The organism is Pseudomonas sp. MIL9, from assembly GCF_016887925.1.
GTDB classification, from domain to species: Bacteria; Pseudomonadota; Gammaproteobacteria; order Pseudomonadales; family Pseudomonadaceae; genus Aquipseudomonas; species Aquipseudomonas mohnii.
In genome coordinates, this window is sequence record NZ_JAFEHE010000010.1 from 57,534 (window position 1) to 77,470 (window position 19,937).

Annotated in this window: 14 protein-coding genes; 10 read left to right on the forward strand and 4 right to left on the reverse strand. The window is 60.3% G+C overall.

Going from position 1 to position 19,937, the window contains the following annotated elements; genetic code table 11:
• Positions 1-20: 20 nt before the first annotated feature.
• The 6 genes from JQF37_RS12870 (at position 21) to JQF37_RS12895 (ending at position 8,784) form a co-directional block, all read left to right on the forward strand.
• Complete coding sequence (locus JQF37_RS12870; protein WP_130206158.1) at positions 21-341, forward strand: DUF2934 domain-containing protein; 321 nt, start codon at positions 21-23, stop codon at positions 339-341.
• A 206-nt stretch (positions 342-547) separates the two neighbouring features.
• The gene (gene glgX / locus JQF37_RS12875; RefSeq protein ID WP_130206160.1) at positions 548-2,707 is read left to right on the forward strand and encodes a glycogen debranching protein GlgX; all 2,160 of its coding nucleotides are present in this window, start codon (positions 548-550) and stop codon (positions 2,705-2,707) included.
• A 194-nt stretch (positions 2,708-2,901) separates the two neighbouring features.
• Positions 2,902-3,660 carry a PIG-L family deacetylase gene (locus tag JQF37_RS12880; protein WP_130206162.1) on the forward strand — a complete coding sequence of 253 codons (759 nt, stop codon included), beginning with the start codon at positions 2,902-2,904 and terminating at the stop codon, positions 3,658-3,660.
• A 138-nt stretch (positions 3,661-3,798) separates the two neighbouring features.
• Complete coding sequence (locus JQF37_RS12885; protein WP_130206300.1) at positions 3,799-4,572, forward strand: endonuclease/exonuclease/phosphatase family protein; 774 nt, start codon at positions 3,799-3,801, stop codon at positions 4,570-4,572.
• 281 nt (positions 4,573-4,853) lie between these two features.
• Positions 4,854-7,403, forward strand: a complete 2,550-nt coding sequence (locus JQF37_RS12890; protein WP_130206164.1) for an autotransporter outer membrane beta-barrel domain-containing protein — start codon at positions 4,854-4,856, stop codon at positions 7,401-7,403.
• Between the two features lie 313 nt (positions 7,404-7,716).
• Positions 7,717-8,784 (forward strand): autotransporter outer membrane beta-barrel domain-containing protein, encoded by a 1,068-nt coding sequence (locus JQF37_RS12895; RefSeq protein WP_130206166.1) that lies wholly within the window; start codon positions 7,717-7,719, stop codon positions 8,782-8,784.
• A gap of 122 nt (positions 8,785-8,906) precedes the next feature.
• Here the strand turns inward: JQF37_RS12895 and glgB are convergent, their stop codons facing one another.
• The 3 genes from glgB to JQF37_RS12910 all read right to left on the reverse strand — a co-directional run bounded on the left by glgB (position 8,907) and on the right by JQF37_RS12910 (position 16,555).
• Positions 8,907-11,138, reverse strand: coding sequence for a 1,4-alpha-glucan branching protein GlgB (gene glgB, locus JQF37_RS12900; protein WP_130206168.1), 2,232 nt, complete (start codon positions 11,136-11,138; stop codon positions 8,907-8,909).
• Between the two features lie 2 nt (positions 11,139-11,140).
• Entirely contained in the window at positions 11,141-14,482 is a 3,342-nt protein-coding gene (gene treS / locus JQF37_RS12905; RefSeq protein ID WP_130206170.1) for a maltose alpha-D-glucosyltransferase, read from the reverse strand.
• Between the two features lie 75 nt (positions 14,483-14,557).
• Positions 14,558-16,555: an alpha-1,4-glucan--maltose-1-phosphate maltosyltransferase gene (locus tag JQF37_RS12910; protein ID WP_130206172.1), complete on the reverse strand. Its 1,998-nt coding sequence runs from the start codon at positions 16,553-16,555 to the stop codon at positions 14,558-14,560.
• Positions 16,556-16,740: 185 nt separating this feature from the next.
• On the opposite strand from JQF37_RS12910, the gene JQF37_RS12915 reads away from it, so the two are divergent.
• Together JQF37_RS12915 and JQF37_RS31705 are read left to right on the forward strand one after the other, a co-directional pair.
• Complete coding sequence (locus JQF37_RS12915; RefSeq protein ID WP_189340364.1) at positions 16,741-16,908, forward strand: hypothetical protein; 168 nt, start codon at positions 16,741-16,743, stop codon at positions 16,906-16,908.
• Between the two features lie 386 nt (positions 16,909-17,294).
• Positions 17,295-17,423: a hypothetical protein gene (locus JQF37_RS31705; RefSeq protein ID WP_262984239.1), complete on the forward strand. Its 129-nt coding sequence runs from the start codon at positions 17,295-17,297 to the stop codon at positions 17,421-17,423.
• Here JQF37_RS31705 and JQF37_RS12920 read toward each other — a convergent pair.
• Positions 17,420-17,917: an MgtC/SapB family protein gene (locus JQF37_RS12920; RefSeq protein ID WP_130206174.1), complete on the reverse strand. Its 498-nt coding sequence runs from the start codon at positions 17,915-17,917 to the stop codon at positions 17,420-17,422. The two genes, JQF37_RS31705 and JQF37_RS12920, sit on opposite strands and share 4 nt — an antisense overlap.
• 120 nt (positions 17,918-18,037) lie before the next feature.
• On the opposite strand from JQF37_RS12920, the gene JQF37_RS12925 reads away from it, so the two are divergent.
• Positions 18,038-18,271, forward strand: coding sequence for a DUF3203 family protein (locus JQF37_RS12925; protein ID WP_130206176.1), 234 nt, complete (start codon positions 18,038-18,040; stop codon positions 18,269-18,271).
• Positions 18,272-18,466: 195 nt separating this feature from the next.
• A complete protein-coding gene (gene ccoG, locus JQF37_RS12930) occupies positions 18,467-19,897 on the forward strand; it encodes a cytochrome c oxidase accessory protein CcoG (RefSeq protein WP_130206178.1) in 1,431 nt (476 codons plus the stop codon).
• Positions 19,898-19,937 lie beyond the last annotated feature (40 nt).

Here is a 19,937-nt window from a genome sequence, read left to right on the forward strand (position 1 = left end):
TTCAGTTCAGGAGCATTGCGATGAGTACCGACGATAAACGCATCCGCGAATTTGCCTATCAGATCTGGGAGTCCGAAGGGAAACCCGAAGGCCAGGAAAGCCGTCACTGGGAGATGGCCCGCAAACTCGCCGAAGCTGAAGCGCTGGCGCCGAAAAAACCGGCAAAAGCGCCTGTGAGCAAACCGGCCGTCAGCAAAACCGCCAATGGCAAGGCTGGCGAGGTCAAGGCGGCCGCGCCAAAAGCCAAGGCCAAGCCGGCGGCAGCCTCGACCGTGATTCCACCCGGAGAAAAAGCCGTCGGGAAAAAGCCTCGCGCACCGCGAAAACCGCCAGCGGTCTGATTGGCTCGGACCTTTTCCTGATCGAACGCGTGGCGAGTCCGCTCGCCACCGAGAGGACGCTCACCCTCAACAAAACCCTATGGGAGCGAGCCTGCTCGCGAGGACGGTTTACCCTCGATACATGCGTTACCTGACACTCCGCAATCGCGAGCAGGCTCGCTCCCACAGATTGCGGCGTTTTTGTACCTCACTTTGCAGGAGCACCTATGCCCAGTCCGAAGAAAACCGCGCCAGCCCCTCAAGTCGAGGCCTCGCGAATTCGTGAAGGCCTGCCCTTTCCACTGGGTGCGACCTGGGATGGTCTGGGGGTTAATTTTGCCTTGTTCTCCGCCCACGCCACCAAGGTCGAACTGTGCATTTTCGACGATGCCGGTGAAGTCGAACTCGAACGCATCGAACTGCCGGAATACACCGACGAGACCTTCCACGGCTACTTGCCTGACGCCCATCCAGGGCTGATCTATGGCTATCGCGTCTACGGTCCTTACGATCCCGCCAACGGTCACCGCTTCAACCACAACAAGCTGTTGATCGACCCCTACGCCAAGCAGCTGGTCGGCAAGTTGAAATGGTCCGAGGCATTGTTTGGCTACACCATCGGCCATCCCGACGCCGACCTCAGTTTCGATGAACGGGACAGCGCGCCCTTCGTCCCCAAATGCAAAGTCATCGACCCGGCGCACACCTGGGGCCACGATCACCGGGTCAGCGTACCGTGGGACAAAACGATCATTTATGAGACCCATGTGCGCGGCATCAGCATGCGTCACCCTTCCGTCCCCGAGAACGTGCGCGGCACCTTCGCCGGGTTGATGGTCGACGACGTCCTGGAACATATCCGCAAGCTCGGCGTGTCCACCGTGGAGCTGCTGCCGATTCATGCCTTCGTCAACGACCAGCATCTGCTGCACAAGGGCATGACCAATTACTGGGGCTACAACAGCATCGCGTTTTTCGCCCCCGACCCGCGTTACCTGGCCAGCGGCAAGATCGCCGAATTCAAGGAAATGGTCGCGCACCTGCACGAAGCCAACCTCGAAGTGATCCTGGACGTGGTCTATAACCACACCGCCGAGGGCAACGAACAGGGCCCGACCCTGTCGATGCGTGGCATCGACAACGCCTCCTATTACCGCTTGATGCCTGACGACAAACGCTTCTACATCAACGATTCCGGCACCGGCAACACCCTGGACCTGAGCCATCCCTGCGTCCTGCAAATGGTCACCGACTCCCTGCGCTACTGGGCGAAGGAGATGCACGTGGATGGCTTCCGCTTTGACCTGGCGACCATTCTGGGGCGCTACCACGATGGCTTCGACGAGCGTCACAGCTTCCTCGTGGCCTGTCGCCAGGACCCGGTGCTGCGTCAGGTGAAGATGATTGCCGAGCCCTGGGATTGCGGCCCCGGCGGCTATCAGGTCGGCAACTTCCCGCCGGGCTGGGTGGAATGGAACGACAAGTTTCGCGACACCGTGCGTGCGTTCTGGAAAGGCGACGATGGGCAACTGGCAGATTTCGCCAGTCGCATGACCGCGTCCGGCGAGATGTTCAACCAGCGCGGTCGACGGCCCTATGCCTCGGTGAATTTCGTCACCGCCCACGATGGCTTCACCCTCAACGACCTGGTGTCGTACAACGACAAGCACAACGAAGCCAACGACGAAAACAATCAGGACGGCAGCAACAACAACCTGTCCTGGAACCATGGGGTCGAGGGCCCTACGGACGATCCGGAAATCAATGAGCTGCGCCAGCGGCAGATGCGCAATTTCTTCGCCACGCTGCTGCTGTCCCAAGGCACGCCCATGCTGGTGGCCGGTGACGAATTCGCCCGCACCCAGGACGGCAACAACAATGCCTATTGCCAGGACAGCGAAATCGGCTGGGTCAATTGGGACCTGAGCGAAGACGGCAAGGCCCTGCTCAAGTTCGTCAAACGCCTGATCAAGTTGCGCCTGGCCTATCCGATCCTGCGCCGCGGGCGCTTCCTGGTCGGCAATTACAATGAGGACATCGGCGTCAAGGACGTCACCTGGCTGGCCGCGGATGGCAGCGAGATGACCACCAAACATTGGCACGATGCGCACAATCGTTGCCTGGGCATGCTGCTGGACGGACGAGCGCAGGAAACCGGCATTCGCCGCCAGGGGGCCGACGCCACCCTGTTGCTGGTGGTCAACGCCCATCACGACATCGTCAATTTCACCTTGCCGGAAGTGCCCGATGGCGGCTTCTGGACCTGCATGGTCGATACCAATCAACCGTCTATTCGCGGCCAGGAGCGCTTCGAGTTCGGCCACGAGTATTCGGTGACTGGCCGTTCACTGCTGCTGTTCGAACTGCAGCATGAAGAAGAGGATTGAAAAGAGCCGGACTCCCGGCGGATAAAAATTTGTTTCAGATCGACGAATACGTGTCCATGAGCAATACTCGATGCGCGGCGTTCCAGGGTTCGGAGCGCCGCGCATTGCTATCACCCCGCCCTCACGGGTCTGCCGGCTTGTCATGTGCAAGCCTTGCGCACGACTGAAGGCAATACGGAACAAGGACGTAGCCCATGAAACCTGTATCCCTGTGTGAAAGCAGCCAGTCGGGACAAATCTGGAACAGCGCCCCACAACTGGACAACATTCCGGTAATCGGTACTCAGTCATTGGTCCCCCCTGGCGCTCGCGCCGTGGTGATCGCCCCCCATCCCGGCGATGAAGTGGTGACCTGCGGCGGCCTGCTGCAATTGCTCAGCGCCGGCGCTCATCCACTGCAATTGATCTCGGTCACTGACGGCAGCGCGAGCCATCAGGGATCCCGGCAGTGGTCGGAAAAACGCCTCAGTGTGTTTCGCTCCCAGGAAAGTGTCGAAGCCTTGCGTCGCCTCGGGTTGCCCATGCATAGCCTGAAATGGATTCGTGGCGGCTTTACCGACAACGCCTTGGCCGACCATGAACTGAAACTGACGCAATTCATTGCGCGCTACCTGCGCCCCGGCGACGTGGTATTCAGCACCTGGAGCGAGGATGGCGTCAGCGACCACGACGCCGTGGGCCGCGCCAGCGCCAATGCCGCGAACATTGCCGGTGCAACGTTCCATGAGGTTCCGGTCTGGGCCTGGCACTGGCCGGCGCGTGATTACGGCTCTATCCCCTGGCACCGCGCGCGCAAGGTACGCCTGGACAGCTGGACGGTCGCGCGCAAGAGCCACGCCACCCACGCCTATGCCAGCCAACTCGATGGCGAGCCGGCGATCGGCCTTGCACCGATGCTGCCACGGGTGTTGCTGGAGCGGATGCGTTTGCCTTACGAAATCGTATTTGTCTGACGCGACCAACAGCCAATGCGCGCGTGAGGACTATCCTTGCCTGACTCAAACTGAACTGCCCGCTTGTGTATCAGTCGCATACATAAGCAACCCGGATTCAGAGGCGTGAAAGTGGTCCGCAATTCCAAACACGACACGATTGAATCAGTGCCATCGAACACGCCACCGGCCATCCATCGACTGCGCGTGCTGACGGTCAATACCCACAAGGGATTTACCGCCCTCAACCGGCGTTTCATCCTCCCGGAACTGCGTGAAGCGGTACGCAGCACGTCGGCGGATCTGGTGTTTCTGCAAGAAGTGGTGGGCGAACACGAGCGTCACTCCTCGCGCTACAACCAATGGCCGACCACCTCGCAATACGAATTCCTCGCCGACAGCATGTGGAGCGATTTTGCCTACGGACGCAACGCGGTCTACCCGGATGGCCATCACGGCAATGCCCTGCTGTCGAAATACCCGATTCGCGAGCACCGCAACCTCGACGTTTCCATCACCGGCCCGGAGCGGCGTGGATTGCTGCACTGCGTACTCGATGTGCCGGGCCACACCGAGGTCCATGCGATCTGCGTTCATCTGAGCTTGCTGGAAAGCCATCGCCAACTGCAATTGCAGCTGCTCTGTCAGTTGCTTGAGTCCCTGCCGGACGACGCGCCGGTGATCATTGCCGGCGACTTCAACGACTGGCAATTGCAGGGCAACGCCGCCCTTGCCCGACGTGAAGACCTGCACGAAGCCTTCGAGCGCCACCACGGACGCCCCGCAAAAACCTATCCGGCGCGGTTTCCCCTGCTGCGCCTGGACCGCATTTACCTGCGCAATGCCAACAGCCATGATCCGAAAATCCTCGCAAACAAGCCCTGGTCGCACCTGTCGGATCACTTGCCGTTGGCGGTGGAAGTCCATCTCTGAGCCCTGGCCGCGTTGATAAAACAGTCGAATCCACCGTAATTTCACGTCATTTCTGGTATTTCTGACAGTAGAAACCACTATCCGCTGCTGCTACGTTGCCCATGTCCGTACGACCAGCCCTGCGGACATGCAACCACCGTAGCCGGCGTTGCCGAAGGTTCTGGATGACGGGAGAAGACCTCTCGATGCTGTCTCGCAACTCGTGCTGCCGAGGGTGACTGATGCCTGGCCAATGCTGACGTCGTGGCCGCTCAGTCGCCGATCCCTGTGCGGAGACGAGCATGAATCCATGGCCTGATCTACCCAAGTACCGTTACACCGCCTGCGCCTTTTCCCTCTGGTTGTGTGCAGGCTGGTCTCCTCCCACCCTCGCCGCCTGCACCCTCACCCCCACCGCCGGCAACGATAACTTCGTGTGTGACAGCGCCAGCAGTGGACCGCTGACCGATCTGGCGGGCAACAACACCCTGACGTTCCCCGCCAATGGCACCGGCACCATCAATGGCAATGTGACGTTTGGCAGCGGCAACGATACCGTCAAAATGAACTCCGGCACCCTCGATGGCGTACTTGATCAGGGCGACGGCGCCAATGTCCTGCAGATCGATAACGGAGTGGTCACCGGCGAAGTCCATCAACACAACGGCATCGACACCTTCATCATGAACGGCGGACGCATCCAGTCTCTGGCGCAAGGCGACGGCTTCGACAATTTCCTGATGACCGGCGGGACGATCGTCGGCGCCTTCGAAGACGGTGACTTCGCGAAGATGACCGGAGGCACCATCGGCCGCGTAGACATGAAGCTCGACGACAATACGTTCGATATGTCCGGCGGGCAGATCCTGGGAAATCTGGTCACCGGATTTGGCAACGACACCATCATCGTGGCGGGCGGACGAATTGGCGGCAATATCAGTGTCAGCGGTGGCAATGACAACATTACGGTGACAGGCGGCGAGATCGCCGGTGAAATCCGCGCCAGCACCGGCAATGACACACTTCTGTGGGACGGTGGCGGCATCATCCGCTCGGCGATCCTGATGGGCGATGGCAATGACACAGCCACTGTGCGCAATCTGAGTGAAACCACCCTTGCCCTGACCCCGAGCATCGACGGTGGCACGGGCACCGATCAATTGACCTTCGACCACACCACCTCCGCCAGCGCCGCCCGTTACACCAATTGGGAAACCGTCAACCTGAACAACGGTTCGCAATTCGACCTCGCCGGCAATTTCGTGCTCGGTGACAACAGCAGCGGCACGGGTGTATTCAACATCGATGGCAGCAGCGTACTGACCTCCAGCCAGGGCAGCATCGTGCCCTTCACCGCTGGCCAGCGCGCGACCCTGAACAACGCCGGGGTGATCGACCTGAGCAGTGGCAATACGCGCACCAGTGATGCACTGACCGTACAGGGCAATTATTCGGGCAACAACGGGCAACTGTTTTTGCAAAGCGCCGTGGGCGACGACAACTCGCCCAGTGACAAGCTGGTGGTCATCGACGGCACCTTGACCGGCACCACCTCGATCAGCGTCAGCAACCTCGGTGGCGCTGGTGCGTTGACCCAACAGAACGGCATCCAGGTGGTTCAGGCCCAAGGGACGGCCATCAGCGACAACGGTGCCTTTACCCTGAAAACGCCAGTGTCGGCGGGCGCCTTCGATTACGTCTTGTACAAGGGCGGTATCACCGCCGGCAGCGAAAACAGTTGGTACCTGCGCTCCTCCGTCGTCGCCGTGCCGCTGGTTGCCGTCCCGAACCCCGACCCGACCCTGCCGCCGATTCTGGTGCCTCTGGTGGCAACGCCGGTCGCCGCTGCCGGTAGCCCGCCACTGCCCACTGCTCAACCCGGTGCCGCTCCCATCCCCCTGTACCGCCAGGAAGTGCCGATCTGGTCCGTCTTGCCGCCAGCGGCTGCGCAACTGACCCTGACCGCCCTGGGCACTTTCCACGATCGCCAGGGCGATCAGCGCCTGCTGAGCGAAACCGGGACCTTCGGCGCGGGCTGGGGTCGTGTCTATGGCAAGCATGTCGACCAGACATGGGCCGGCACCGTCACGCCAAGGCTCGATGGTTCGCTTGACGGCTTCCAGGTGGGCAACGATCTGTACGCCTCGCAGACGTCCGAGGGCCAAACCCAACGCAGCGGGTTCTTCGTCGGCCATAGCCGCTTGAAGGGCGACGTCGACGGCTTCAACCAGGGCTTCGAAGGCAAACGCGCGGGCAAGGTCGAGCTGCGTGGTGACAGCCTCGGTGCGTCCTGGACCCTGACGGACGCCAGGGGCTGGTACATCGACACAGTGGCGATGTACACCTGGCTCGACGGCGACAGCCATTCCGAGCGCGGCCTCAAGCTCGACAACGAGGGGCACGCGGTGACGCTCTCGGTGGAGGCCGGTTACCCCTTCCCCCTCGCAGGCGGCTGGGTGATCGAACCCCAGGCGCAGGTGATCCATCAGAACGTTACCCTCGACAGCCAGGACGATGGAATCTCGCGGGTGTCGTTCGATTCCGATCCGGCCTGGACCGGCCGTCTCGGTGCCCGGCTCAAGGCCCGCTACGAGGTCAGTGGCCTGCCGTTGGAACCTTATCTGCGAGCCAACCTGTGGCATACGTTTTCCGGCACCGATACGGTCACATTTGCCGGAAACACCGATATCGACACCGAGCAAAAATCTTCCTACGCCGATCTTGGTATCGGTGCCGTGCTGACACTGGCTCCCTCCGTCAGTGTGTACGCCAGTGCCGATTACTCCAGCAACATTGACAGCCAGCAACTGCGGGGAATGATCGGTAATGCCGGTATCCGGGTGAGCTGGTAAATACCGAGCAATGGCTCTATTTCAAGGCTTTTTCCGCGTTTTTTCCATTTAACAAGAACTTAGAGAGACGCCAAAAATCAGTCACTTATAATCCATAAAATACCCATACCACTTATCGGCCATTTTCTTGACGCAGTGGCAGGGGTCTCCTTGAATTCACCTTACTACCCCCGGAACCACAATCAGGGGCAAGCCCCCAAGTCACCCGCGAACACGGGCGGGCCCCGGCTTGCCCCCATCCATCGGTCGCCCCTCATTCGGGGTAGGAGAGACGGCAAAGCGATCACGGCATGCGATTGCAAGGTAGACCCCCATGAAAACTTCATTCACCCAACAAGAGATCAAAATCACTTTTTGCACAGTCTCGAGCTCACTCCTGCTGTGCTCTTCCATGGAAGTGCAGGCCTCGCCTGTCGAGGAAGATACTTCGCCCTGGTATCGCCAGGACGTCCCGGTGCTCTCCTTGCCCGCACAAGCATCCACGTATCCCGGCCATTTCAGCGCCATGCCCGATCTTCGAAGTTCGCACCTGACGACCGAATATGCCTCGCCTGCCGCCTGGGATCAGGTGTACGGACAGGCCTCGCGCCAGGCACAAAACGATGTTCTCGCCGAAGGCATTTCCACTTCCGGTGCCGGTCAACTCAAAGGCCCGGCACTCATGACCCTGGAAAGCGGCAGTGGCCGTACTCAGCGGGTTGGCCTGATCGGTGGCACCAGCATGATCCAGGGCAACAGCACGGGCTTGTTCACCAATCGCGCCCAATCCGACGCCAACAGCGACACCTTCAGCCTGCAAGGCCAAAGCCTCGGCGCCTACTGGAGCCTGATCGGACCACAAGGCTGGCACGTGGACTTGACGGCCAGCGGCGGCCGGGTCAATGGCTATACCCGCAACGAACAGGGTGTGCGGCAAGCCGCCGAGGGCAGCGCGATGACGGTGTCGATGGAAGGTGGATTCCCCATCGGCCTGGGCGAACACTGGGTGGTTGAACCCCAGGCGCAATTGATCAACCAACGGATCACCCTGGACACCCCTTACGCAGGCTCGGGCAATGCCTCCTCCACCGACTTGTCGTCGTGGAGCGGCCGGGTCGGCGCCAAATTGAAAGGGAGTTACGACATCAACGGCCTGCCCGTGGAACCCTATGTGCGGACCAACTTGTGGCACACGGTGAACACCGGCAATACCGTGACACTGGATCAGGTCGACAAGATCAGCAGCAGCCGGAACTCGTCGACGGTAGAGCTGGGATTGGGCCTGGTGGCCAGAATGACCCCGACCGTGAGCCTGTACGTCAGCGCCGATTACAGCAGTGACGTCGACGACAATGATTTGAACGGGTTGATCGGCAGTCTGGGCGTGCGGATGCGGTGGTGAGGGGCAGACCTCGAAAAGACTGTTGACCGGGCTGACGCCATCGCGAGCAAGCTTGCTCCCACAAGGATCACACGGAACCTGTCGGAGCGAGTTGACTCGCGATATGGCAAGGCGTTTTCGGATCAGCCCTCGGGGCGCAACATCAGCACCGCCAACGGCGGCAGGTTCAGCACCAATGACAGCGCCTGACCATGACTCGGCGCTTCCTCGGTGAACGCCCCGCCGCTGTTGCCGTAATTGGAGCCGGCATAGGTCGCCGAATCACTGTTGATCAACTCGGCCCAGCGTCCGGCAAATGGCACACCGATGCGATAAGCCTCACGCGGCACCGGGGTGAAGTTCGCCACCACCAGCACCGGCCTGCCGTCCTTGCTCCAGCGCAACCAGGCATACACGCTGTTGATGGCGTCATCGCCGATCAGCCACTGGAACCCTTGGGGTACATCGTCCTGTTCGTAAAGCGCCGGCTCTTGGCGATACAGCTGATTGAGGTCGCTCACCAGCTTCTGAACACCTTTGTGTTCGGAGTACTGCAGCAAGTACCAATCGAGTTGCTGGTCGTGATTCCACTCGCGCCACTGACCGAACTCACAGCCCATGAACAACAGTTTCTTGCCCGGATGCGCCCACATGAAGCTCAGATAAGCCCGCAGGTTGGCAAATTTCTGCCAGCGGTCGCCGGGCATTTTGTCGATGAGCGAATGCTTGCCGTGCACCACTTCGTCGTGGGAGATCGGCAGGATGAAGCGCTCGGACCAGGCGTAGACCAGGCCGAAACTCAGCTCGTTGTGGTGATGGGCGCGGTACACCGGGTCCTGCTGGATGTAATGCAACGAATCGTGCATCCAGCCCATGTTCCATTTGTAGGCGAAGCCCAGGCCGCCCTGTTGCGTGCTCTGGCTGACGCCCGGCCATGCGGTGGACTCCTCGGCGATCACCAGGGCACCCGGCGCTTCCAGGGCCACGACGTCGTTGAGGTGGCGCAGGAAGTCGATGGCTTCGAGGTTTTCTCGACCACCATGGCGATTCGGCACCCATTCGCCGGCCTTGCGCGAGTAATCGCGATACAGCATCGACGCCACGGCATCGACCCGCAGGCCGTCGACGTGGAAATGCTTGAGCCAGTGCAGCGCCGACGCCAGCATGTAGCCATGCACTTCGGTACGGCCAAGGTTATAGATCAGCGTGTCCCAATCCTGATGAAAGCCTTCCTGGGGATTGCCGTACTCGTACAGCGCCGTGCCGTCGAATTGCGCCAGGCCATGGGTATCGGTCGGGAAATGCGCGGGCACCCAGTCGAGGATCACCCCGATGTCGGCCTGGTGGCAGGCATTGACGAAGGCCGCGAACTCATCCCCGGTGCCGTAGCGGGCGCTGGTGGCGAATTGCGAGAGCAACTGATAGCCCCACGAGCCGCCAAACGGGTGCTCCATGATCGGCATCAGCTCGATGTGGGTGAAGCCCAGCTCCTTCACATAGGGAATCAGCCGCTCGGCCAGTTCCGGCCAGGTGTACTGGCGAGCCACTTCGCCCAGATCATCCAGCTCGCATTGCCACGAGCCCGCGTGCAGTTCGTAAATCGACAACGGCGCCGTCGGGCGCTGACGCTCGCCACGGGACTGCATCCATTCCTGGTCCTGCCAGTCGATCTTCAGCGGCGACGCCACCTTCGAGGCCGTGTCCGGTGGCAGGGACGTGGCAAGGGCCATGGGGTCGGCCTTCAGCGGCAGGATCCCGTCCTTGCCAAGAATCTCGTACTTGTACGCCTCCCCCGCCTGCAGGCGCGGAATGAACAGCTCCCAGACGCCGGTGGGATGACGCAGACGCATCGGATGGCGGCGACCATCCCAGACGTTGAAATCACCGACCACCGACACCCGCCGGGCATTCGGCGCCCACACGGCGAAACGTACGCCGTCGACACCGTCGACCGTCATCAGTTGCGCACCCAGGCAGCTGCTGAGGTCGCGGTGATTGCCTTCGGCGAACAGGTATAGATCCATATCGCCGAGCAGCGGACCGAAGCTGTACGGGTCTTCGGCGATCTGCTCGCCACCGGCCCAACGGGTGCGCAGCAGATAGGGCTGCGCCCGGTCGAAGTGCCCGACGAATAACCCCGGTGTCTGTGTCGGTTCCAGATTGCCGAGCTCTTCTCCAGAGTCCCTGGCCACCACCTGTACGCTCAAGGCGTCCGGCAGATAAGCCCGAATGAACTGTCCACCGGCACCATCGCCGTGGGGACCGAGAATTGCAAAGGGGTCGTGATGCTCGGCGCGCACCAGCGCATCGATGTCCCGCGCCCTGGGTAGCAGGGCTTCTTTGTGCTGACCCTGTTCCTTGTTCGAGAAACTCATGACTACTCTCCACCAAGATCGGAAAAGGGTTTAAGCCCGTTCAATAACCCGTACAAACCGTGCAGTGGCACGGACAGCCATGTGGGGCGATTCTCTGCCTCGTAGGCCACTTCGTACGCTGCCTTCTCCAGACCGAACAACGCCAGCGCGGCGTCCTCGCCTTCAGGATCTTGCCATGCATGGCCAAGACTAGCTGCCGCCAGCCGATAAGCGTCGACAAATGCTTGCCGCGCTTCGCTCAAGTAGCGATCGGAAACCCGTTGGCGAGCCGCGCGGGCTTCGGCAGTGTTATCAACGTTATGCACATTGATGGCCATGGCCGCAGCGTAGTCGAAAGATCGCAAAACGCCGCTTACATCTTTATAGGGACTGTGTTTGCCTCGTCGTTCATGCAACGGCCGCGCCGGTTCGCCCTCGAAGTCGATCAGGTAAGCATCGCCCTTGATCACCAGTACCTGCCCCAGATGCAAGTCGCCATGCACGCGGATCTTCAGGCCTCCCGCGGATTTTTTGCCCAGCACCTGCACATGACTGAGGATGGCTTTTTTGTTGTCCAGTAAACGGCTGACCAGGGTTTTGTCCGCCGGGTTCAGTTCGGCTTGATGGTCTTTAAGCAACTTCAGCGCATGCTCGATTTGTGCCACCACATCCCTGGTCGACGCCAGCGCCTCTTTTTGCGTGGTGAGGTGCGGAGCGAAATCCGGGTTGTCGCTCGGCGCGGCCAGCACCTGATGCATTTCCCCCAGGCGCTGCCCCAGCATGGCAGCGAAATCTTTCAATTCACCGAGGGCGTTGTAGTGTTGTTCCTGCTCGGACATGGCGTCCGCCAGTTCGTCGCGCAGCGCCCGCTCCAGGTTGTTCTGCGTCCACTCCCAGGCGTCGCCCTGATTGCTCAAGTAGCCTTGGGCAATCATCAGCAAGTTGTCCTCGCCCCTGGCATCCCGGCGCACCACCGAGCCCAGCAAGGGTGAAATGTTGCGGAAACCGGCGCGTGTCAGGTAGGCGCTCATCTCCAGTTCAGGGTGCACACCGGAGGCGACTTTGCGGATTAGCTTCAACACCAGGCTGTTGCCGATCACCACTGAACTGTTCGATTGCTCGGCGGACAGATAACGCACTTCCGATTCAGCCGTCAGCCCCAGTTTGGCCAGTTCGGCGGTCGGCTCGAAGCGGATCTCGCCACCGTCCGATGGCAACACCAGATGTTCCTGCATGCCCTGCAACACGGTGCGGATGAAATTCTCGAGACTGAAGGCATCGGTGATCAAGCCGACCTGCGGCCCACGGCGAACCCGTGACAGTGCCAGTTGCTGCGGCAATGCCGTCCCGACCTGGTCTTCGGCAATGAAGCCGAACGGCAGCTGGTAACGACTGGTCTGGCCACCGCTGGTGACTTCGATTTCACTCAACAGCACCGGGTGCATGGCATCACCAAAACGCACCCCATAGGCCAGGTGGACCTGTTCGATGGCCGCGTCCTTGCCGGCGAACCAGCGGCGGTTTTGCAGCCAGTTGGGCAAGATGTCCTGCTCCAGCGTGCGTCGCGCAGGGGCATCGAGCAGTTCTTCCATGCGTTTTTTCAGCACCAGCGTGGTGAAGTCCGGCAGGCTTTGGGCCGGTTCCACGTGCCAGCTCGGCATCTGGTTTTCCGTGGCCAGGACGAACCAATAGAAGCCGTAAGGCGCCAGGGTCAGGAGGAAATTCAGCTGCCCGATCGGCGGGAACGCATTACCGCCAAGCATCTCCACCGGCACCATGCCGACGTAGGCCGACAAGTCCAACTCCGCCGCCTGCGCACTGCGCGACACGTTGGCCACGCACAGGATGATTTCGTGCTTGCCGTCCGCCCCGGTGAATTCCCGGGTATAGGCCAGGATCCTGCGGTTGGTCGGCGAAAGCATTTTCAACGTGCCGCGCCCGAACGCCTTGGATTGCTTGCGCACCGCGAGCATGCGCCGGGTCCAGTTCAGCAGCGAATGTGGATCGCCCGCCTGGGTTTCGACGTTGACCGAGAGGTAGCCGTATTGCGGGTCCATGATCGGCGGCAGCACCAGGCTGGCCGGGTCGGCGCGGGAAAAGCCGCCGTTGCGGTCGATTGACCATTGCATCGGCGTGCGCACGCCATCGCGGTCGCCGAGGTAGATGTTGTCGCCCATGCCGATTTCATCGCCGTAGTACAGCGTCGGCGTGCCGGGCATCGACAGCAGCAGGCTGTTGAGCAGTTCCACCCGGCGTCGGTCACGCTCCATCAAGGGCGCCAGGCGCCGGCGAATCCCCAGGTTGATCCGCGCCCGACGGTCGGCCGCGTAGTAGTTCCACAGGTAATCGCGCTCCTTGTCGGTGACCATCTCCAGGGTCAGCTCATCGTGATTGCGCAGGAAAATCGCCCATTGGCAATTGGCCGGGATCTCCGGGGTCTGGCGCAAAATGTCGGTGATCGGGAAGCGATCTTCCTGGGCCAGCGCCATGTACATGCGTGGCATCAGCGGAAAGTGGAAGGCCATGTGGCATTCGTCGCCGTTGAGGCCGTGCTTGTCGGTGGCGCCGAAATACAACTGCGTGTCTTCGGGCCATTGATTGGCCTCGGCCAGCAGCATGCGGTCCGGGTAATTGGCGTCGATTTCCGCACGGATCTGCTTGAGGACGTCGTGGGTCTCGGGCAGGTTTTCGTTGTGGGTGCCGTCGCGCTCGATCAGGTACGGGATCGCGTCGAGGCGCAGACCGTCGATGCCCATGTCGAGCCAGTAACGCATCACCGACAACACCGCCTTCATGACTTGCGGATTATCGAAGTTCAGGTCCGGCTGGTGGGAATAGAAACGGTGCCAGAAGTACTGGCCGGCGACCGGGTCCCAGGTCCAATTGGACTTTTCGGTGTCGAGAAAGATGATGCGCGTGCCGTCGTACTTTTGATCGTCATCGGACCACACGTAGAAATCCCGCGCCGCCGAGCCTTTCTTGGCCTTGCGGGCACGCTGGAACCAGGCGTGCTGGTCGGAGGTATGGTTGATGACCAGTTCGGTGATCACCCGCAAGCCGCGTTTATGTGCCTCGGCGATAAAGCGCTTGGCGTCCGCCATGGTGCCGTAGTCGCTGTGGACGCCGCGATACTCGGCGATGTCGTAGCCATCGTCGCGCCGTGGCGAGGGGTAGAAAGGCAAGAGCCAGATGGTGTTGACGCCGAGGTCGGCAATGTAATCGAGCTTGGCGATCAGGCCGGGAAAATCGCCGATCCCGTCGTTGTTGGAGTCGAAAAAGGATTTGACGTGAACCTGATAGATTACTGCGTCCTTGTACCAGAGCGGGTCCTTGATGAAGGTCGCTGCCTTGGGTTTCTTCGCCATTGGAAACTCCTGTCGAATTCGAAATAGCCGCTGAGCCGATCACCCATTCAAGTGTGGTTATTACCTGTGGTGGACTCAGGACGCGGTAATCCGCCAGATCCCGAACGGCTGGTGCGCCGGGTCAATCCGCATGAACTGGTACTTGCCGTACCAGGTCCAGCGATGGCCGTTCATCAAGTCTTCGCCGTGGGTCGTGGCATCGTCGGGCAAGCCCATTTCCCAGAGCGGCAATTCGAAATTCGCCTCCTGCGGGTGATGCGGGTCGAGGTTGACGGCCACCAGGATGAAATTGCTGCCGTCGACGCTGCGCTTGCCGAAATACAGAATGTTGTCGTTCCAGGCGTTGTAGACCTTCAGGCCCAAATGCGTGTGCAGCGCCGGGTTTTGCCGACGGATGCGGTTGAGCTGGGCGATCTCGGCAATGATATTGCCCGGCGCGGTGAAGTCCCGCGGACGGATCTCGTACTTCTCGGAGTCCAGGTATTCCTCCTTGCCCGGAATCGCTGCCGACTCACACAGCTCAAACCCGGAATACATGCCCCACAAACCTGAGCCCATGGTCGCCAGTGCCGCGCGAATCAGAAACCCGGGGCGCCCGGAATCGTGCAGGTACGCCGGATTGATGTCCGGCGTGTTGACGAAGAAGTTCGGCCGGTAGCATTCGCGCCATGGCGATTCGTTCAGCTCGGTGAAATAGGTCGCCAGTTCCTGTTTGGTATTGCGCCAGGTGAAATAGGTGTAGCTCTGGGAGTAACCGACCTTGCCCAATCGGGCCATCATGGCCGGCGTGGTAAAGGCCTCGGCGAGAAAAATCACCTCGGGATACAACGCACGCACATCGGCGATCAGCCACTGCCAGAACGGCAACGGCTTGGTGTGCGGGTTGTCGACGCGAAAGAGCTTCACGCCCTCCTCGACCCAGCCCACCACAATGTCGCGCAACTCGATCCACAAGCTGGGAATCGCCTCGGCGGCATAGAAGTCGACGTTGACGATGTCCTGGTATTTCTTCGGCGGGTTCTCGGCGTATTTGATCGTGCCGTCCGGCCGCCAGTTGAACCAGCCGGGATGCTGTTTGAGCCACGGATGGTCCTGGGAGCACTGAATGGCGAAGTCGAGGGCGATTTCCAACCCGTATTCGGACGCGGCCACCACCAGCCGACGGAAGTCTTCGCGGCTGCCCAGTTGCGAATGAATCGCCTCATGGCCGCCCTCTTCGCTACCGATGGCGTAAGGGCTGCCGGGGTCGTCCGGCCCGGCGCTCAGAGAATTGTTCGGGCCTTTGCGATAGCTGCGACCAATCGGATGAATCGGCGGGAAATAAAGCACGTCGAAGCCCATGTCCTGAATCATCGGCAAACGCGAATGCACGTCATTGAAGGTGCCGTGGCGCGCCGGATCGTCGGTGATCGAGCGTGGAAACAACTCATACCAACTGGCGAACTGCGCCAGTTCGCGCTCGACATCAACCGGATACTCGGGGCTCAAACTCAGGTAAGCACGGTGATCGGCCTGGGCCATTAACTCGGCGCTACGGTGGTGCAGAAACAACGCGACCTGCTCGGTTTCGAGCAACCCGGACAATTCATGGTGCAACGCCGCCAGTTGTTCGCTCAGTTGCCCCTCAGTGCGTTCTGCCGCTTGCTGAACGTGATGGCGGCCTTCCTGCAATTCCAGGCTGACGGGGACCGAGGCCATGTGCTTCTTTTCCAGCTCATGGCGGAAACTGGCGAATTGATCGATCCAGGCTTCGATGCAGAACACATAACGCCCCTGGTCTTCGACGCGGAAGCGGCCCTGCCAGCCATTGTTGCCCAGGTCGGTCATGACTTCGCTCTGCCAGACCTCATCGCCCTCGGTGCGCCAACGTACCCGTACCGCGAGCCTGTCATGACCGTCGGCAAACACTTTGCTGGTCACCACCACGTCCTGCCCCACCACCGCCTTGACAGCGAACTGCCCACCGTCGAGGGTCGGCATGGTGTCTTCAATCACGATCCGTGGCAGCAACAGAGCCTGCGACATTGGCATGTGCGGGTTGTAGCTCAGTTCTGTCGGTTTTTCAGTCGTCATCGAGCATCTCTCCGTTACGCCCCATGGACGCTCTTGTGTCTGGTTGTCATCCCAATGAACTCACTTAGGTTCCGAGCGCCGGGCGCCCGGAAAAGTTCATCGGCAATTGGCCGGAATCAAATCCGTGGTGTGGCGGTCAATCAACTTAAGCACGACTCACGCCATGTGCCACTGGAGGCTAGACCATGACCAATCCATTCCCGGGCGAAACACCCGATCCGAATATCGACAATCCGGTGATCCCACCGACCGACCCGCAACCTGTGCCCGAGCAGGAGCCGCCGGGCACTAACCCGCCTCCACGGGAGGAGCCACCGACGACCATCCCGCCGGTGATTGTGAATCCTGAGTGATGACAGCCATTCGTTGAGGTCAATCGATCCCAAGCCTCGCGTGGGGTCGATTGAACTGGAAAAAGGAATGACCATTCCTAAAAGCCTGTAGTCCCGATCCTAAAGCGACGTTTGCGCCAGGCTTATCCCTTACCAATACTCGATGCATCCGTTTAGATAGCCATCTCCCCGGCAGCCGTGAGTGTCATCAGCCATGAACATCGTAGTTTTCAGCGTAAACCGCTTCATTAAAAGTGCGAGCGCGCGAGCAAAGGCGTTCAACCATGGACGACTGAATGATGGCTGGCCACATGTTGAAATTATGCAAATACGCTCTTCTTTATCCTCAAAGTAAGTGCGACCTTCGAGAAAAAACCGATAGAAGCTCAATCATCAGAGAGCTCGAAATGTGTTCACTTCACCAGCGTATCGACTTTGGCCAACACGAGCTGTCGGGTAGCAAGAGTGACGAGTACGATTCAAGCCTGACGCCCTATGTGCATATCACCCAGAGTGAGGATGTAGGCAGCGCTTAAGGATCGGGTTTTTCAATCAGCCGGACAATTCTCGGCATCACACTGAAAATCACCAACGCCAACACCGTACTGAACACCGCCGTCGCCTCCCTGCCCAACCCGGCGGACACGCCGATGGCGGCGGTCATCCATAAGCCGGCGGCGGTGGTCAGGCCTTTGACGTGGCCTTCGTCGCCTTCGTGGTTTTTCAGGATGGTGCCGGCGCCGAGGAAGCCGATGCCGGCGATGACGCCCTGCACGACCCGGCTCATGGCATCGGCCTGGGAGCCGGACATCTGTGGCACCAATACGAATAGCGCCGCGCCGAGTGCCACCAGCATGTGGGTGCGCACTCCGGCGGCCTTGCCCTTGCTCTCGCGCTCGAAACCGAGAATGCCGCCCAGGGTCGCGGCGATCAGCAGGCGCACGGTGATGCGTGTCAATTGCGAGGCATCTGCGATGTCAGCGAATTCGGCTTGCAGGGTCACCCAGACTTCGTGCCACCAGGCGTTCATGGCGTTGTCCTTGAGAAGGTCTTGGAAGGTGGACAGCAACGACCATTAATCGGTTGCACAGAACGATGACCGCCGGGTGTGCCCTAACACTGTAGATCCCGCTGAAAGAAGGACATCTCCATGACCGTGCGCATCGAAAACCAGACTTGCTTCTTTACCACCGAAGACGGCGAAGAAATTCGTCTGTGCACCGACGTCACCATCGTTACCGACGGGGAAAAAGCCATGTCCGCGGTGGACATCAACGGCCAGCACATTTACATCACCGAAGCAGAAGCCGACGCATTGACCGTAGCAGGCGCGGTCGACGGTCGCCGACACCTGAAGACGACGGACAGTGATTCGGTGATTTGACTGACCCGGATCAACATCGGCTGCAAACACCTGATATAGCCGCCTGCGTCCCGTTGCGAAAGGTGCTTCAACTTGTCGCAGGGGTGCGCGGGGCGCCCATCTGATCCGGTTTTTATTGCAATACCTGAGTCTGTTATGCAAACAGATGGCCGCTCATAGTGCTCATGCCTGATGGAGGCTGATGAGCGAAAGACCATGAGCGAGAGAATCCCCGTCCGAACCGTAGAAAGTGCCCCGACCGTAAGAATCCATGAACCTTCACGCCCAAAGATGAAGGTCAAGACCAGTGACAACCTGATCCATACCCGTAGCTTCACCGGTTTGTTCCGCACCCTGCGCATGAGCGGTGCCGGCTTTCTGTTTCTGCTGTTCTTCGGCACCGTGTGGCTGAACTGGGGTGGCCGCCAGGCGGTGCTCTGGGACCTGTCCGAAAGCAAATTCCACATCTTCGGCGCGACGTTCTGGCCACAGGATTTCATCCTGCTCTCGGCCCTGCTGATCATTGCCGCGTTCGGGCTGTTCGCGATCACCGTGTTCGCCGGCCGGGTCTGGTGTGGCTATACCTGCCCGCAAAGCTCCTGGACCTGGATCTTCATGTGGTGCGAGAAAATCACCGAGGGCGAACGTAACCAGCGCATCAAACTGCAAGCCGCGCCCTGGGGCTTGAACAAACTGATGCGCCGTTCGGCCAAGCACACGCTGTGGCTGGCCATCAGCCTGCTGACCGGTCTGACGTTCGTCGGCTACTTCACGCCGATCCGGCCGCTGGCCGAAGAACTGCTGACCTTGCAGCTGAGTGGCGTCAGTCTGTTCTGGGTGTTGTTCTTCACCGGCGCCACCTATATCAATGCCGGTTGGCTGCGTGAAGCGGTGTGCATGCACATGTGCCCCTATGCGCGGTTCCAGAGCGTGATGTTCGACAAAGACACCCTGACCATTTCCTACGACGTCGCCCGTGGCGAGAACCGTGGCCCGCGCAAGCGTGAGGTCAAGCCGGCGCAAGTCGGGCTGGGAGATTGCATTGATTGCCAACTCTGCGTGCAAGTGTGCCCAACCGGCATCGACATCCGCGACGGCTTGCAGATGGAGTGCATCGGCTGCGCCGCGTGCATCGACGCCTGTGATTCGATCATGGACAAAATGGGCTACGCTCGCGGGCTGATCAGCTACACCTCGGAGCATCAGTTGCAAGGTGGCAAGACTCACCTGTTGCGGCCACGGCTGATCGGCTACACCGCCGTGCTGTTGGTGATGATCGGCGCTTTGGTGCTGGCCTTGGTCGAACGACCAATGGTGTCGCTGGACGTGAGCAAGGACCGCGGCCTGTTCCGTGAGAACAGTCAGGGGCAGATCGAAAACATCTACAGCCTGAAAGTGATCAACAAGACCCAGCAGCGCCAGGACTACCACCTGACGCTGGTCGACGGCGACGGTTTCCAGTTACAGGGCAAAACCGAACTGAGCCTGGCGCCCGGCGAGATCGTCGATGTGCCGGTGTCGGTGGCAATGACGACGGAACGGCCGGAAAGCAGCTCGAAAAGCATCAGCTTCAAAATCGTCGACAGCGACGAGCCCGGCATCTACAGCGTGGCCAAAAGTCGCTTTGTAGCGCCAATGAACCGTTGAGTCTTTAAGATGCAAACCTTTGTGGTCAGGGAACAAGCGC

What these genes read in the sequence shown, in the direction of transcription:
- JQF37_RS12890 (WP_130206164.1), top strand. Translation starts at nt 4,854, where the DNA reads ATGAATCCATGGCCTGATCTACCCAAGTACCGTTACACCGCCTGCGCC.
- glgB (WP_130206168.1), bottom strand. Translation starts at nt 11,138, where the DNA reads ATGAGTTTCTCGAACAAGGAACAGGGTCAGCACAAAGAAGCCCTGCTA.
- JQF37_RS12925 (WP_130206176.1), top strand. Translation starts at nt 18,038, where the DNA reads ATGACCGTGCGCATCGAAAACCAGACTTGCTTCTTTACCACCGAAGAC.
- JQF37_RS12910 (WP_130206172.1), bottom strand. Translation starts at nt 16,555, where the DNA reads ATGACGACTGAAAAACCGACAGAACTGAGCTACAACCCGCACATGCCA.
- treS (WP_130206170.1), bottom strand. Translation starts at nt 14,482, where the DNA reads ATGGCGAAGAAACCCAAGGCAGCGACCTTCATCAAGGACCCGCTCTGG.
- JQF37_RS12920 (WP_130206174.1), bottom strand. Translation starts at nt 17,917, where the DNA reads ATGAACGCCTGGTGGCACGAAGTCTGGGTGACCCTGCAAGCCGAATTC.
- JQF37_RS31705 (WP_262984239.1), top strand. Translation starts at nt 17,295, where the DNA reads ATGTGTTCACTTCACCAGCGTATCGACTTTGGCCAACACGAGCTGTCG.
- JQF37_RS12915 (WP_189340364.1), top strand. Translation starts at nt 16,741, where the DNA reads ATGACCAATCCATTCCCGGGCGAAACACCCGATCCGAATATCGACAAT.
- JQF37_RS12870 (WP_130206158.1), top strand. Translation starts at nt 21, where the DNA reads ATGAGTACCGACGATAAACGCATCCGCGAATTTGCCTATCAGATCTGG.
- glgX (WP_130206160.1), top strand. Translation starts at nt 548, where the DNA reads ATGCCCAGTCCGAAGAAAACCGCGCCAGCCCCTCAAGTCGAGGCCTCG.
- ccoG (WP_130206178.1), top strand. Translation starts at nt 18,467, where the DNA reads ATGAGCGAGAGAATCCCCGTCCGAACCGTAGAAAGTGCCCCGACCGTA.
- JQF37_RS12895 (WP_130206166.1), top strand. Translation starts at nt 7,717, where the DNA reads ATGAAAACTTCATTCACCCAACAAGAGATCAAAATCACTTTTTGCACA.
- JQF37_RS12880 (WP_130206162.1), top strand. Translation starts at nt 2,902, where the DNA reads ATGAAACCTGTATCCCTGTGTGAAAGCAGCCAGTCGGGACAAATCTGG.